Origin of the sequence: Pyrodictium occultum, assembly GCF_001462395.1 — an archaeon.
Classification (GTDB): Archaea; Thermoproteota; Thermoprotei_A; order Sulfolobales; family Pyrodictiaceae; genus Pyrodictium; species Pyrodictium occultum.
The window spans coordinates 833587-849112 of sequence record NZ_LNTB01000001.1 but is presented as its reverse complement, the minus strand read 5'-3'; the positions used below and the strand labels follow the sequence as shown (position 1 = coordinate 849112).

General features: G+C 66.7%; 13 protein-coding genes. 7 read left to right on the top strand and 6 right to left on the bottom strand.

Annotated features, from left to right (window positions below; translation table 11 throughout):
- Positions 1–144 precede the first annotated feature (144 nt).
- Both rbcL and CF15_RS04520 read left to right on the top strand, forming a co-directional pair.
- A complete protein-coding gene (gene rbcL / locus CF15_RS04525) occupies positions 145–1461 on the top strand; it encodes a type III ribulose-bisphosphate carboxylase (protein ID WP_058371389.1) in 1317 nt (438 codons plus the stop codon).
- A gap of 68 nt (positions 1462–1529) precedes the next feature.
- On the top strand, positions 1530–3986 hold the full coding sequence (locus tag CF15_RS04520; protein WP_058370729.1) for a C25 family cysteine peptidase: 2457 nt from the start codon (positions 1530–1532) through the stop codon (positions 3984–3986).
- A 9-nt stretch (positions 3987–3995) separates the two neighbouring features.
- Here the strand turns inward: CF15_RS04520 and CF15_RS04515 are convergent, their stop codons facing one another.
- The 6 genes from CF15_RS04515 to CF15_RS04490 form a co-directional block, all read right to left on the bottom strand.
- Positions 3996–5558: a hypothetical protein gene (locus tag CF15_RS04515; protein WP_168371274.1), complete on the bottom strand. Its 1563-nt coding sequence runs from the start codon at positions 5556–5558 to the stop codon at positions 3996–3998.
- A gap of 19 nt (positions 5559–5577) precedes the next feature.
- Positions 5578–6012, bottom strand: coding sequence for a hypothetical protein (locus tag CF15_RS04510; protein ID WP_058370727.1), 435 nt, complete (start codon positions 6010–6012; stop codon positions 5578–5580).
- Positions 5994–6257 carry a hypothetical protein gene (locus CF15_RS04505; RefSeq protein WP_058370726.1) on the bottom strand — a complete coding sequence of 88 codons (264 nt, stop codon included), beginning with the start codon at positions 6255–6257 and terminating at the stop codon, positions 5994–5996. Before CF15_RS04505 ends, CF15_RS04510 begins: the two co-directional genes overlap by 19 nt.
- Positions 6250–7437, bottom strand: a complete 1188-nt coding sequence (locus CF15_RS04500; RefSeq protein WP_058370725.1) for a S24/S26 family peptidase — start codon at positions 7435–7437, stop codon at positions 6250–6252. The genes CF15_RS04505 and CF15_RS04500 overlap by 8 nt, the downstream gene beginning before the upstream one ends.
- A gap of 139 nt (positions 7438–7576) precedes the next feature.
- A complete protein-coding gene (locus tag CF15_RS04495) occupies positions 7577–8293 on the bottom strand; it encodes a hypothetical protein (protein ID WP_058370724.1) in 717 nt (238 codons plus the stop codon).
- 372 nt (positions 8294–8665) lie between these two features.
- Complete coding sequence (locus CF15_RS04490) at positions 8666–9118, bottom strand: winged helix-turn-helix domain-containing protein (protein ID WP_168371273.1); 453 nt, start codon at positions 9116–9118, stop codon at positions 8666–8668.
- Positions 9119–9695: 577 nt separating this feature from the next.
- On the opposite strand from CF15_RS04490, the gene CF15_RS04485 reads away from it, so the two are divergent.
- From CF15_RS04485 to CF15_RS04465, 5 genes are all read left to right on the top strand, one after another.
- A complete protein-coding gene (locus CF15_RS04485; protein ID WP_168371272.1) occupies positions 9696–10442 on the top strand; it encodes a phosphoglycolate phosphatase in 747 nt (248 codons plus the stop codon).
- A 223-nt stretch (positions 10443–10665) separates the two neighbouring features.
- A complete protein-coding gene (locus CF15_RS04480; protein WP_058370721.1) occupies positions 10666–11943 on the top strand; it encodes an ArsR family transcriptional regulator in 1278 nt (425 codons plus the stop codon).
- Positions 11936–12439, top strand: coding sequence for an exosortase/archaeosortase family protein (locus tag CF15_RS04475; protein ID WP_168371271.1), 504 nt, complete (start codon positions 11936–11938; stop codon positions 12437–12439). Before CF15_RS04480 ends, CF15_RS04475 begins: the two co-directional genes overlap by 8 nt.
- Positions 12436–13893 carry a glycosyltransferase family 2 protein gene (locus CF15_RS04470; RefSeq protein ID WP_058370719.1) on the top strand — a complete coding sequence of 486 codons (1458 nt, stop codon included), beginning with the start codon at positions 12436–12438 and terminating at the stop codon, positions 13891–13893. The genes CF15_RS04475 and CF15_RS04470 overlap by 4 nt, the downstream gene beginning before the upstream one ends.
- 79 nt (positions 13894–13972) lie before the next feature.
- A complete protein-coding gene (locus tag CF15_RS04465; protein WP_058370718.1) occupies positions 13973–15421 on the top strand; it encodes a DprA-like winged helix domain-containing protein in 1449 nt (482 codons plus the stop codon).
- Positions 15422–15526: the final 105 nt, after the last annotated feature.

The window sequence follows — 15526 nt, the reverse complement described above, 5'->3', positions numbered from 1 at the left end:
GCGCTAATACCCCGGGATGAGCCCGTAGCACGGGCAGGCTTCTGCCAGGGTTTATGAGGGCTCGTGGTGCCGGCTCTACGTGGAGCCCCCCGGGCTCCTCCTACACCATGCAGGGAGCAGAGCGTACGTGCGTGGGTGCCCAGCGTGCCGCGCGACGCTTACCAGGAGTTCGTGGATGAGGGCTACGAGCCCGGCCCCGGGGACCTCGTCGCCGTGTTCCGCGTCGCGCCGGCTGAGGGGCTCAGCGTGCGCGACGCCGCCGCCCGGGTGGCGGCTGAGAGCAGCGTGGGGACCTGGACCACGCTTAGCGTTAAGCCGAGCCTCTACGACCGGCTCCGCGCCAGGGCATACCGGTTCCACAGCCTGGGGGATGGGAGCTGGCTCGTCTGGATAGCCTACCCCTCGGAGCTCTTCGAGGAGGGGAGTATACCGAACCTGGCAAGCAGCGTCATGGGCAACGTTTTCGGCATGAGGGCTGTCGAGGCCCTGCGGCTAGAGGAGATAAGGCTCCCCCGCGGCTACGTCGCCAGCTTCCCGGGCCCCGGCCACGGGGTAGAGGGCGTGAGGAAGATACTCGGCGTCGAGAGCCGCCCCATCCTAGCCACTGTGCCCAAGCCGAAGATGGGGTACACCCCCGAGGAGTATGGGAGGACGGCCTACGAGATACTCGCGGGCGGGGTGGACCTCGTGAAGGATGACGAGAATGTTGCCGGCCAGCGGCTCTGCAGGTTCGAGGCAAGGCTCCGGGAGGTGATGAAGGCCGTCGAGAGGGCTGAGAAGGAGACGGGGGAGAGGAAGGGCTACCTGGCCAACGTGACCGCGCCAGTGAAGGAGATGGAGCGGAGGATCAAGCTGGTCGCGGACTATGGCAACAAATTCATAATGATAGACTTCCTCACCGCCGGCTGGGCCGCGCTCCAGCACGCCAGGGAGCTAGCCGGGGAATACGGGCTAGCGATCCACGGGCACCGCGCCTTCCACGCCGCGTTCACCCGGAACCCCCGGCACGGCGTCTCCATGTTCGTGGTGGCGAAGCTCGGGAGGCTGGCGGGGCTCGACCACCTCCACGTGGGCACGCCCGGCGTCGGCAAGATGGAGGCCCGGGCCGGGGAGGTGGTCGAGTACGCCCGCGTGCTCCGGGAGCCCGTCTACAAGCCACGGGAGGGCGACATCATCCACATGGAGCAGGACTGGGCCGGGCTCCGGCCGGTGCTCCCCGTCTCCAGCGGCGGCCTCCACCCGGGCAACATCGAGCCCGTCATAAGGAGCCTGGGCCTGGACATAATCATCCAGGCGGGCGGCGGCGTCATAGGCCACCCCGACGGCCCCAGGGCGGGCGCGGCGGCGATGAGGCAGGCGGTGGAGGCTGCTGTGGAGGGCGTGCCCCTCGAGGAGTATGCCGAGAAGCACCGCGAGCTGGCCCGGGCGCTGGAGAAGTGGGGCCACACCCGCCCCGTCTAGCCCCCGCTGCAGGCCGGCGCCCCCTTCTTATACTGGGCGGGGCCCCTTCCCCCAGGGGCTGGATGGTTTTGAGGCGTCTACTCCCGCCGGCGCTCCTCATCCTGCTGCTCGCCCTGCTAATCCACGCCCACGCAGGGGCCGCCACGGGCGGCCAGCAGGGCAGGGTGGTACTGACGGCCAGGGTGGGTGGCGACGGCTGGGCCTACATCCACGCCGTGCTCCCACCCGGCAGCTACCGGGTGGCAGGAGTCCAGGGCTGGGAGCCCAGGGCCGCCAACCCAAGGCCGCTGCTCCTCAGCTTCACACCAGACCCCGAGCTATGGAGCAGGCTCAGCAGGCTCGCAGTAGCCGCGCCCGCGGAGAGCCTGGGGCCCAGTGTTAGGCTTGTCCAGCGGCCCTGGGGGGTGGAGCTCTACGCCTGGGTGCCGGGCAGGCCAGGCTCCACCGTAGAGGTCGTGCTGGAGGAGGCGGGGGCCGGGCGCCAGGCCGCGGGCGGCGCAGCCTCGATGATAATAGTCGTGCCCGGCGAGCCCGCCGCCCTGGAGGCCGCCGGGGAGATAGCCAGGATCCACGAGAGCCAGGGCCTCAGCGTCAGGATAGTGACCGTGGACGAGATACGCTCCAGCTACAAGCCGGCGCCGCAGCCCCCCGGGGCGTGCAGGCCGGGGAAGAACGGACCCAAATACGACATGGACCTGGCGCTCAGGATAGTATCCATGCTCCGGGAGGCCGCGGGGAAGGGGGCCAGGTACGTGCTCATAATAGGCGGCGCCAGGGACGTGCCCCCCATCTACTACTGCAGCCCCATCCTCCGCGAGCTAGTGGGCCCCGACGAGGCGGCCGTGCCAACCGACTACTACTACGCAGACCCCAACTACGACGGGCTGGCGGAGCTCGCGGTCGGCAGGATACCCTTCACCGACCGGGGCATGCTCCAGGCCTACGTCGAGGCCCTGCGGAGGTGGGTCGAGGGGGGCAGCTGGCAGGGGGAGGCGTTCCTAGCCGGCGGAGCCCCCTTCGCCACCGACCTCATGGTGGGCGAGGCCGCGGTTGTGAAGGCCCTCGAGGAGGCCTCGGGGCTCCCCCTGAAGCCCGACGTCATGATGCTCAGCCTGGGGGGCTACACCGGGACGGGGTTCGCCAGCCGCCTGGGAGACTACGGGCTCTACTATCTGGTCACCCACGGGGCCGGGAACGCGCTCCTGGACTACGTGCCGGGCGGGCTGTGGAACTACGACTTCGAGGAGAAGCTGCGCAGCGACCAGGTCACCGCGGCGGGTGAGCCCGGGGTCTTCGTCACCCCCGCCTGCCGCTCAGCGTTCTGGGACTACGACCTCGTAGACCCGCCCTTCAAGCCGCCGAGCCTCGCAGACGCGCTCCTCGGCCGCGGCGACGCGGTGGCCTACCTGGGCTACACCAGGATAGCCGTGGAGATGGTAGACGGGGTCAGCGCCGGCGACAGGGGCGTCGAGGTGAGCCTCGCGGGGGCCGACGCGCCCCTCCTCCTCTTCCTCCGCAGCCTTGGCTCCGCCAACACCCTCGGCGACGCCTGGCTCCAGGCGCTCAACGCCTACGCCGTGTCGCCCGCCAGCCACTACCGGGCCTACCTCACCAGCGGCCAGGAGGACATAGGCGAGCTGGTGCTGCGCGAGGCAGCGTTCCTCGGGGACCCGGCGGCCCCCAACCCCTGGAGGAGCGGCGGGGCCGGCGGCGAGGGGGAGCCGCCGGGCCTGGTGCCGCCCAGGGGGAGCATACGGGTCGGGGCGGCGCTGCTCGCGATGCCGCTGGCCCGCTACGCCTCCGGCAGCCTGCCGGCCTTCAACCCCGGCGGCTCCACGGAGGTAGCCCTGGGCTTCCAGGGGGCCTGCCCCGACAGCATCGCGGCCAACGCGGTCTACCGGGTGGAGGGGGTCTACCTGCTGGGCCTCCGGAGGCTCGACGCCAGCGTCAAGAGGAGCGGCGGGGAGTGCGTGGCCAGGATAAGGCTGCCCCTCGACTCGCCCGGCCTAGTCAGGATAGTCGCCATGTGGGGCGGGAGGGCCACGGCCTACTACCTGGTCGCGGCAGGAGCCTGGCTAGACGCGGGCAACGGCACGCTGGTGCTCCGGGGCCTAGACGTGCTGGAGACCGTGGGCGACGAGCCGCTACTCCTAACCCTCAACGGTACAGCCGCCACCCTGCTGCCGGGCGGCTCCACGAGCTACACCCTGCCCCTCGCGATGCTCGGGCCCCGGGCCCGGGGCGCGGTGGCCGCCGTGGAGCCTGTCCACCGCTACGACGCAATCTACGGCGGCGAGTTCGTGGAGAGCGTTGAGGCCAAGCTGGCCAGGCTATTCCGGGTAGAGCTGCCCGCCGGGAAGTTGAGGCCTATAACCACGCCCTTCACCGCAAGGCTGGCCGAAGCCAGCCCCGCCGAGAAGCCCAGCCCGCTCCCGCACGCGGGCGCGGGCACCGCGCTCCTAGCAGCAGCGCTGGCGGCAGCGGCTGCAGCCGCGGCAGCGGCCAGGAGGAGGGCAGGAGGCTAGAGGGGGGCTCTACCGGGCGCTAAAGACTATCCTGGCGCGGCCGTAGGTGTAGACGCCGGGGGCCACCTCAAACACCTCCCTAAGGTCGACGAAGCAGCGGGCCCCGCCGGGCAGGTAGGCGGTGGCCCATATCCAGCCGGCCAGCCAGCTCCCCCCGGAGCCCGTAGGCGCGGCCGAGACCTGGCCGGTGCTGCTGGACACTATGACCCCGTCCACTACCTCTATGGGCGCCGCCGCGGCCCCCGACGAGTTGTAGAGGAAGATGTAGACATGGCCGCTGTCCAGCAGGGTGCAGTTAGTGTCCACGAGCTCGAGCCACGTCACGAAGCCCTGGGCGAGGTCCGAGTAGATGTCTAGCACCCTGCCGGCGAAGCGCTCAACCCTGTAGACGTCGCCGCCGACAACGTAGCTGAAGCTCGCCCTGGCCACCAGCCGGCCCTGGTCGTCGTAGACCTCTATCGAGGCATTGGGGACTATCAGGTAGCCCCAGACGCTCAGCGAGGCAACGCCATCACTCCCAGCGGTAGCCTCGTCCACCACCCCGCCGGTAGAGTTCAGCAGCACAACCCTCCAGCCGGGCAAGAGCCCCGTGACATTAACCAGCCAGGGATAAGCGTCAACAGTGACAACAAAGTTGTCAAAGTATATGTATGGGAGTCCATCGAGGGTATAGGCGTAGATATACTCTGTGTCGACGCCCACGCCGACGCGATTAGGCGTGAACCTATACGACTCGTTTATATAGGCTTTGAGCGCTCGCAGCGTGCTCGAAGAGTTCACGGTAAGGCCTATGCTCCAGAACCCCGCATCCCATGCGTTGAAGTCTATACCGGCACTCATGTTATGGTGGTATAGTCCCTCGAAGCCATACGCGCCGCTTGGGAGAGACGACTCGTTCAGCAACGAGACGTAGTACGTCCCCTGAGAATAATTGTAGTAATACGCTGTAGCATTAGCATTATCGCCGGTAAGACCAGCGAGAACTTCATCGCGTAGGCCTATGAGGTAGCTATCCCAGGTGGTGTCGTTAGCGTATGCGAAACCCACGCGCAGCCAATCGCCAACATAGTAGTATCCATTACGCCACATTATGGCTGCCGCGTAGACCCCGCTACCGTTGGCCACGTAGCTGCTTATATCGAGGCTTGACGGGTAGAAGTAGCAGTACCACCTAGGAAGCTGGTAAACACCATACCGCCTGTCATAATACCATCCAAGGGCACTTATGTTTACCACCATGTAGTGGCCCGTCTGGTTCCACTCCAGGACGCCGCTACAGTATGGTGAGGATGTGAAGTTGGGCTGCTGGTCGAACGTGTCGTAGTAGATTGCGTGCCTCTTTTCAAGCACTATGCCCGTCGGCACCTCCACGGTCGCGCTAGCTTCCAGCCCATCTATGCTCGTTACCACGCCCGGGGTGCCGGGATCCTGGTACCATATCAGCCAGGTTGGCTCGGCGTGGACGCTCCCCTCCAGGCTCCTGACAGCGAAGAGCGTGGCGTCGGCCACAAGCGCTAGCATGGCTAGAGCCAGGGCCGCGAGAGCTAGCCTCCTGCGCCCCCCGCGCATCACGGCTCTCCCTCCTCCCCGGCTAGCTGGTATTGTAGACGAGGGGTTCTTCGAGGAGGTCCTCGTAGTAGCGTGCCAGGTAGTATACGAGGGCCGCGGCGGCGGCTATGAGGAGGGCTGCGAGCAGGGGGTAGAGGCTCCAGAGGCGTAGGGCTAGGAGCCCCGCGTCGGTGTACCAGCCGCTCGAGCCGCGGAGGGTGAAGACCCCGTAGGCTGTGGGCAAGCGGCCGCCGAGGGGTATGGAGGGTATTATGTCCCTGAAGAGGACGCGGAGGAAGGATATGAGTAGGGCTACTGTGAGCCCGGCTACGGCGTAGCCGGCCGCCGCCGCCTCGAGGTAGACCCTGGGCACCTTGGGGCTCATGATTGTGGAGGCCAGGGCTAGGGAGACGAGGGCTGTTGAGAGCAGGGGGCCGAGCACAAGGGTGAAGGAGAGCCTCACGAGGGAGTCGAGCACGGGGACGCGGAGGGGGCGTCGTAGAGGGCCAGCTGGTACCCGGTGAGCCTGATCCAGCCGCTGAGCATAATCCCCTGGAACCGGTAGAGCGGGGTGAGGGCCAGCAAGAGCACCAGCAGGGAGGATGCTATGGCCAGCAGGGAGGCCGCTGCAACTCCCAGCCGGGCGGCTCTGCCCAGCATGTAGTATCTGGAGGCCCTGAGGGCTGCCTCCCGTGCCTCGTACACGTTCCAGCCGCTAGCCATGGAGGGTCACCCCTACGCTCCTAAAGTGGCCTAGGAAGGTGTAGCGGACGTAGGCGCGGAGGCTCCCGGGGAGCTTGGAGAGGTCGAGCCTCTCCACGGTGAAGGGGTCTAGGACGAGCCTCTCCCGGTGGACCAGCCTATACCCTCCCCCGGGGCTGGGCGCGTAGACTACGACCTCCACGGGGATTGGCACCGGGTTGTGGTTCCCGAGGACCAGGGTCTTCCCGGAGGCCTCCACCACGGGCTCGGACCACGAGAAGGCTACGGGGTAGGTGTCCTCGAGAACCCCCTTGTCGAAGTCTAGGCTGCAGCGGAGCATGAGCCCGGTAGCCACCTTCGCTGGGGGAGGCGGGAGCGCTGTCCTGGAGACCCGCCTGGTGTCCAGGAGCCATAGCTCCATGAAAGCCTCCTGGGGGATGCGTATAGCCATCACCGCCTCCCCGGGCTGGGCGCTGAAGCCCTCGACCACCGGCGACGCGTTGAACCCGCCCACGAGGCTGCAGCTCGGGAGCCCGGAGGGGTGGAGGCTAGTATTGTAGCTCAGCTTCACCGTCAGGAGGCCCGCCGAGAGGTTGAAGGATAGATGCTCCCCATAGACCCTCGGGAGGTCGATGATGACGGGCGAGGCGTCTAGCATGCCGGAGCCCACGTAGGCGATGTTGAAGAGGGCGTAGGCGAGCACCATGAGCAGCGCCGGGGCCCCGGGCTCCAGCGCGTAGCGGCGGTGGGTCACGTAGGGGAGGTAGAGGTAGTAGTACCCTGCAGCCGCGGCGGCTGCAGCAGCGAGCAGGGGGAGAACGAGCCCCCGGGGAGCCCGGTAGACTACAACATATGCAACCCTCTCCATGGGGACCGGCGGGTCGCTGACATCCAACGCGTCGCCCTTAGTGACCACCAGCACCCCCCTGCTCGTGTTCACCAGGTCCACCACGCGGTGGACGACGCAGCTGCTCCTCCAGAAGTCGCCCGGAAGGCACCAGACCACTACATCGCCCTTCTCCACGCCCCCAGCCAGCCAAGGCTCCACCCCGAGAACCAGGTCCAGGGGCTCAAACGTAGGCTCCATGGAGGTGCCGTAGACAATCATGAGGGCCACGGGTAGGCGGAGCATCTTACCCGCGAGGAGGACTAGCAGCACACCAGCCGCTAGGTAGCCCAGAGCCCTGGCAAGCCCCGGCATGGCGTCTCTGCACCATCAAGCACCCCTGCTGGGGCCGGCGCCCCCGAGACCCTCTGGGAGCCGCGCGGTGAAGCAGATGCAAGAGGCGGCAAAGACCGTGGAAAAAGAGAGGGAGCTAACCCCGGCCACCGGGTGCCGGCTACCTAGGCTGCTCGCTGCTCGGCGATATGTAGAACCTCACTGTGAAGTTGTCGAGTGATACAGCACCGGTGGCGGAGAGATCCAGGTCTATCTGGACTCCCTGGCCGGGCATCAGCGTGAAGTTGATGTAGTCGCCGTTGTTCTTCAGGTCTATCTGCCCTCTGAGGTTCCCGCTACTAGCATCGTATATCTTCAGTAGAGCTTCAGTTATGTTGGTGTTGCTGAGGGCTCCCTCGACACGCACTGTCACGTAGGCGGGGCTTGGGCTGCTCGTTATGTTGGGGTAGCCGAAGCCGAGTATGTCCTTGAAGTACCAGTCACCGTTAGTGACGTTTATATACACTGTCGCTGTCTTGTAGAGCGTGTTGGTGTTATTGGTGCTCGTGTTTGTCCAGCTGCAGGCAACGTCTCCGGGGACTACATTCACGCCGTACCAGCCGCCGGTGCTCGTGGTCCCTATCGGCGCAGCGTTGTAGTTCGTGCCCGCGGTGGGCAGCACACCCCGATCCTCTATAGAGTCGCTCGTGTAGAAGCCTACGCATGCCAGGCCATACTGCGTTATGCTGGTCTGGTCCTGGCCCTGCGTTATATCAGCTATCTTGACGTTGCCATAGAGTGTCCGGTAGGCGAAAACGCTCGCGTTAGCTACCGACAGGGCTGCCACCGCCGCCAGGATGACTAGTAGGGTTGCCCTGCGCCTGCCCTGCAGCCTCACCGCCAGCCACCTCCGAACTCCATGGCCGCCGGGGCCTCTGGGAGGCTTTCAGCCAATATAAGGGGTATAGTACGGCTCTCGAACACTACTGCTCTAGAGCCCCGGGGGAGTGCCCAGGGGTGCCGCAGGGGAGGGCTGCCTCCAGCGGAGGCCGGCTGCGAGCCCCCTAGACTGCCGCCAGGGTGATGCAGTGGAGGCTCCCCGAGGGGAGGCCTGGGGGCAGGGGCCTCATCCCCCTGGCCGCCGGATACGCTGCCCCTAGGGGACGTGTCTCCAGCCCCCTATCCCTTCGGGGCCCCTCCACCCCCGCCCGGGCAGGGGCCTGGCTGGGGGGTCGGGCGTGGAGAGCCCGGGGATTGGCCTGGGAGCCATTCACTCGCCTACATTCTGCTCCTCGCCGCAGACCTCATCGAGCCTGCCCCGGAGCCTCCTGGCGAGCTCCCGCAGGCCCTCTAGCCCCCTGACGCTTATCCCGTAGCGAGCCGCCACCTCCTCCGGCCGGGCGCCCGCCGCCAGGTCGCGTAGAACGCTGCAGAACAGCCTATCCCTCCCAGCTATACTCCTGACGGCCTCGAGCTCGCGGCCCCGGAGGTAGTAGATGGTATACCTACGGTACCGGATGGCCCCGACACGCCCCTCCCGCAGCAGCACGTAGAGGTGCCAGCTGAGCGTAGCCCGCGAGGCCTCAAGGCTGCGCAGGAGCTCGCTATAGTATACCGCGCCATGCTCCCTGAGCAGCTGGAGTATCCGGGCCCGGAGCGGGTGCTCCTCCACGAATATTACCTCCATCACAACCATCACAACTGTAATGTTAGTACTCTGCACACTCTAATCTATGCAACTCCTAATCCGCCAGGAAAGCTGGGGCACACCATTATATGTAGGCTAGACGGTTTCTCGAACAATCAGCTTCGAGACAGCTCCACAAGCCCGCAGGGGAGGCGCATGGAATCCCGGGGCATCCTTCACTAAGGAATAACATAATTTATAAAGGGAGAGAGGAAGGTCCTGTAATGCGGTGTGAGGCGCCTCCCCAGGAGCCCGGAGGCGACGATCCCTCCGGGCTCCTGGGGTGAGCTGCCCCGGCTGCCGCCCTCGCCGGGTAACACCCGGGGTCCTGGCCATTCCGTTTATAGCTTATAGTCGGTTATTAGGCTGCGGTATCTCGAACTGAATTATAAATACGTATTAAGGCTTGGAATAAACTATTATGAGATTTACCATGTAATTGTTTGGTTGCCTGTAGGGGTCTACAGGGCTGCTCGGCGCCGGCATCACGTGTTCCGCGCCAGTGCTCCACCTAGGCGTCTTCGGGGCTGCCGTGCCTGCTTCCTGGGGGCTTGAATCCTAATTACTGCGGGGCAGGGGCCGGGGGCGCCTCCTGGGGGCTGTGTTGGCGGGTGTGGCTAGTGCGGGTGAGCTGGCCCGTCTCCTCCCTGGGAGGGTCTGCGGGGTTGCGGTGGATATTGACGGGACGATTACGGAGAGGAGGGTTAGCGGCGACTTCCGCCTGAGCCTGGAGGCTGTGGAGGCGCTGAGGAGGCTGGAGGATGCCGGGGTTCGGGTTATCCTGGTCACCGGGAACTCCGTCATGGTGGCTGCGGGGGTCGCGCGGTACATAGGGGTGCGGGGCCCGCATGTGGCGGAGAACGGGTGCCTGGTCTACCAGCGTGGCAGCGTTGTCCACGCCTGCCGGGGGACTGCGAGGGCTGCCGCGGAGGCGCTGGAGGAGGAGCTCGGGGGGCTGCTGGAGCCGAGCTGGCAGAACCGGTGCAGGATCCACGACTACGCGTTCCTGGTGCGCCGCGTGGGCCCGGAGGAGGCCTGGAGGATGGCGGAGAGGGTGCTCCGGGAGAGGGGGCTCCGGGCCAAGCTGAGCCATAGCGGCTACGCGCTCCACGTGAGGCCGCTGGAGGCGAGCAAGGGTCTGGGGCTCCGGGTGGCCATGCGCATGGCGGGGCTGGAGCCCGGCTGCGTGGTGGCCGTCGGGGACTCGGCCATGGACCTCGAGATGAGGGATGCGGGCGTAACCCTGGCCGCCGTGGGGAACGCGGACCCGAGGCTGCGGGAGGGGGCGGACCTGATCCTCCCCGGCGAGAGCGGTGGCGGCGTGGCCCTGCTCGCCAGGGCCATCCTCGAGAGCCTCTAGCCCCTCGGGCCCCCGTACCCCTGGGTGTTCGAGCACCGTTCTATCCCCGCTATAAGGCCGGTCGCGCACAGCTATACCAGAGGGCTCCCCGGGGGGGGCCGCGCACCGGCGCTGTGCTGCATTACGCTCGCGGGAGGGCTGGGAGGGGCCGAGGCCCCGGGGGCAGCCTCGGCCGCCAGGAGGACTGGGGCGCCGCTCGACGGAGCCTAGGGTGTACACGGCTATGGGCAGGGTGGGGGCAAGGCTCCAGCCGGTGGCGGTGGCGCTGGCCGCCGCGCTTGCGGCCGCTGCAGCCGCGCCGGCCCTGGCGGGGCAGGGGGCAGTATTCCTGGCGAGCGACCGGGGCGATCTACTCTTCCTCGAGGAGCTTGGGGCCGGGTTCACGCCCGCGAAGTGCGTGCTGCCGGACACGGTCCCCGGCTACGTGTACGTGCTCGACTACAACGCCCCCAGCTGCGGCGGCTGGCCCCGGGGCCTCGGGGAGAGGCTGCTAGAGCTCGCGGAGAAGGGCGCCACCGTGGTGCTCGGCTACAACACGCTGCGGGCTATCAGCGTCTACGAGCCGGGCGTGCTCGCAAGAGTAGGGTTGGTGGCTAAGGATGAGGGGAGCGGTGTTCACGCTATCCACGCTTCCCTCGGCCTCCAGCTCCACGGTGCTCCGGCGAGCATAGTGTACAAGACGTGGAAGTACCGCCGTTTCCGCGTCCTGCCTCAGGCGGGCTGGAGGGTGCTGGCGCGGTTCAGCGACGGCGACCCGGCGATAGTTGCGATGCATTATGGCCGTGGGAGGCTGGTGCTCCTCTTCTTCAACCCGGTCTGGCCCACCATCGACGGGGAGAAGGGGTTCACCAGGCTGGTCCGGGCCCTCCACAGCTACCTGGCCGGGGGCCTGGGCACGGCTCTGGCCGCCGCAGCTGTCGCCGCCGCCCTCAGCGCTGCCGCCGCCCAGTCTAGCTCCAGCAGCAGCCGTGGAGAGAGGATGCTCCGGCACCTCATGAGGCCCTGGGCGGCTGTAGCGGTACTGGCCCACCGAATACGCGGGGCGGACGCCGCCAAGCACCCGGTGAGGGCTAAGATCCTGGAGCTGGCTGAGAGGCGGGGCTACGTGACGCTCGGCATGGTTGTGAGGGAGCTGGGGCTGAAGAGGACGCCGGCGCTCTGGCACCTAACCCTGCTCGTGGACGCGGGGCTCCTCGAGACCCGCAGGGTGCTGAACACGCAGATATACTATAGGAGGGGGAGAGCCGTTGAAGCCGTGCTCGCATTCCTCCTCGAGGCTGAGCCGCGGCGCCGGATAGCGGAGGCGCTGCTCCAGTCGCCTGCCAGTATATCTCAGCTCGCCCGCGCTCTGGGCATGAGCAAGTCCACCGTTAAGCATCATATCGATGTTCTACGCGTGCATAACGTCGTGGAGGAGGCCGGCTACGGCTACCGGCTCTCCGACTGGGCCCTTAGGCTGGTACCCAGGCTTCTAGCCCGCGGTGGCGAGGCCTATGCCTAGGCTGCTGGGCAGGCTGGCCGGCCGGGCGGCTGCCGCCCTAGCGGCCGCGGTCCTGGTCTGGGCTGCGGCGGGCCTGGCCGGCGACAGGCCGTTGGAGGTGGAGGCGGCCAGCCTGAGCGCCATACTGGACCTGGCCGGGGTGAGCCATGTAAGGGTAGGGAGGACTATCTACATCATCCGCGGCGGGGAGGTGGTCGGGCTTAGGATAGACTGGCATTGCAGCGGCCTGGTATCCTACACGATATTCCTAGCCGCCTCGCTGCTCCTCCCCATGAGGCTCTGGAGGAGGCTCTACTGGCTCACGGCAGGCTTCCTCGTCATATACCTCGCCAACATACTGCGCATACTCCTCGTAGCCGCTGCCGCTGAGAAGCTTGGCGTGGAGGCTGCGGCATCGATGCACAGTATTGCCGGGCCCCTGCTCCTCCTCGGCAGCGTGGCGCTACTCCTCTCGCTTGAGGCGGCAGAGGTCATTAGGAGAGGGGGGAGGCTGTGACCGGTAGCGTAGAGGGCTCAATGACCGCGGGGAAGGGCTACAGGCTGGGGAGTGCAGCCAGGTGGCAGACCAGGCTCGTGGGGATAGCCGGGGGCGTACTCTGGTTCGCCCTAGGGCTCCTCCTAGCCCGCGTGATCATGGACCGGCTGGTGGAGGCCCTCCACCTCGGCCGGGGCGCGGCTAGCCCGGGGCTCCCCTTGGTCGTCCTCCTCTACAGCCTCATCGGGGGCGTGACGGCAGCCTTCTACGCGTCGAGGGTCTTCAGTAAGCTCGTGCTGGCCAGGGTCTACAAGGCTCATCCCGGGGGGCGGCTGCACCCGGGGATACCGGCGAGGGTCTCGGTAGAGATCCCGGTGTTCAATGGCGAGCAGGTTATCGGCCGTGTCCTGCGCGCCCTCCTCCATCAGGACTACCCGAGGGAGCTGATGGAGGTGATAATCGTTGACGACGGCTCCACGGACGGCACCTGGTCTATAGTGAGCAGCTATGCTAGGAGGTACCCGTTCATAAGGGCTGTGAGGCACGAGGTCAACCTGGGGAAGGCCGAGGCGCTAACCACGGGTATACGGAGAGCCACTGGAGACGTCATAATCGTCCTTGACGCTGACACGGTGCCGGAGAGGGACGCGGTCAGGAGGCTCGTGTCCAGGCTCCTCTACGAGGACGGGCTGGGGGCCGTGTGCGGCCGCCTCATCCCGGCCGGGCATGGGGGCCTCCTCTACTGGATGCAGCGCATAGAGTACTTCCTCGGCTTTGAGCTGGGCCGCTTCATGGAGGACGCGGTCAGCAGGGCCACGCTGATACTCTCGGGCGCGTTCAGCGCCTTCCGCTCCATAGTATTGAAGCCCCTGGCTGAGCGTGGCATACCGGAGGACACTCTAGCGGAGGACTTCGACCTCACCGTAATGGTGTGGAAGAGGGGGCTGAGGACTGGCTACGAGCACAGCGCCGTGGCTTACACCATCACGCCCTCGAGCCTCCGGGGCCTCTATAGGCAGCGGATACGCTGGTATGCTGGGGGCCTCCAGGTTCTCCTCAAGCATGCAAACCTGCTGGGCCTCCGGAGGGCTGGGCACGCCTCCTACCTCTATGGGCGGCTGCTGGCTGTCTACCTTCTGGGCGTCGAGTATCTCCTCCCCCTGCTCCATGTAGCCGGCTACATAACGCTGGCAGCTATAGTGGCTGTCTACGGGCTGCTCGGGCTAGAGGTGCTGGCCCTCCCCCTGCCGGTCTTCCTGGCAGCCTATCTGGCCGCGCTGGCTTCCACGGTCATAATGGGGTCTCTCAGCATTATAGTAGCGTATGGGGCCGAGTACGGGGCAGGGAGTGCCGTGAGGATAGCGCCCTACGCGTTCATATACACGCTCCTCTACATCCCGCTGCTGGCGGTGGCTAAGACTGATGCCATGATAAGAGCGCTGCTCCGCGAGAGGATTACATGGGGCGCTGCATAATTGTTGGAGAGCCGTGCTGGCAGCTTTAAAGCCGGAGGCCGCCTAGAGGCTCTCCAGGCTCAGGCGAAGGGTGTAGTATTTGCCTAGGAGCGCTGCCCCGGTTCTAGTGGTGCTGGCAGCCGCTATCCTAGCCTGCAGCGTCTCCGCCGCCTCCGCTGCCGGGGGCCCGGGCCGCCCCCGCTCCATGCTAGTGGTGGCCAGCGATTTTGACGACATACTATGGGCCCGCAGCATAGCCGACAGCGCTGCCGCCGCCGGGCTCCAAGTGGATGTGAGAGTGCTGTACCTGAGCAAGAGCTACCCCTCCGCCGGCGCGGAGCGCGCAAGGCTCAGCGATCCCGCGTTCCTCTGGCGCTACGACGCAGTGCTCATACCAGACCTTAACAGGCTCTTCACCTACGGCGGGCGGCTTACACCAGCTGAGATAGAGGCGCTGGCGGAGTATGTTAGGGGAGGCCACCTGCTCTTCATAGGCATGAACACCTTCGTGCAGCACTGGCACCCTCTTCTAGAGTCCATGGCTGGGGCCAGGGTAGCCGGTGTAGCATCCAGTAGCGCCGACACGCCCCTCTACGACATAGTCTACCGGGGGCGGGTATACGCCTACAACGACACCTACGGCGCCATGCACCTCGAGCCCCAGGGAGCCCGTGTGCTCGCCGCCTTCCAGGAGGGACACCCAGCCATACTGGCCAACAGGTACGGCCGCGGAGTCGTTGTCACTGCCGCGTTCAACCCGGTTAAGGCGGTGGTGAGCCAGGGCAACGGGGCGGAGATGGCAGGGCTCCTAGCAGGCATAGTGGTGGAGGAGATGCAGGCCGTCACCCCGGAGCCCCCTCCGGCAAGGCACCGTGTGAAGGCTGTGCTGCACAACGCGGCCCTGGCCCTCCTCAGGCCTTTCGGGAGAGTGGCGGCTGCCGCGGGAGGCGGGCTGCCCGGAGCCCTGGCCGCGGCAGCCCTCGTGGCATTCCCCGCCTACCTGGCGTTGCTCGCCGCCTCGCTGGCCTGCCTGGCGCCCCGCAGGATCCGACTGCTGGTGCTGAGGCCCCTGGCCAGGCTCTACAAGCCGCGCGAGATGGATGCGAGGATAGTCGAGCTGCTGAGGGACTCGGGGCCTATGAGCCTTGAGGAGCTGGCGGCCAGGCTGGGGGCGGGCTGGCGTAGGCTGTGCCGCCGCCTCACCCTGCTCGAGCTGCGGGGCGCCGTGGCCTCGGTGCCGGAGGCCCGGGGGCGGCTCTACGTATACCCCGAGGACCTGCCGGCGGCGCTACTGGCCGTCGACCCGCTCTACGAGGAGATAGCCCGCCTGGCCGCCCGGGAGCCCGGGGTAACGGTGCACGAGATAGCGGCCAGGCTCTCGATACCGCCCGGCGCGGTGCTGAAGGCTTGTAGGAGGCTGGCCGGCTACGGCCTCCTCGAGCTGCGCAAATCCCTCTTCGAGTACGAGGTCTACCCTACGAGGCTGCTCTACCGCTACCACTACGTCCTCGGGGAGGGCTCGGCGGCCCTGGGGGCCCCCAGGGGCTAGGAGCGGTGCCAGCGGGGCAGGCTGGAGGACGTGTTATAGACCATGGTGTTCCTCTCCACGGCTGTGCTGCTTGCTCTCCTCCTCGCCCACAGCTACCTCGGCGCC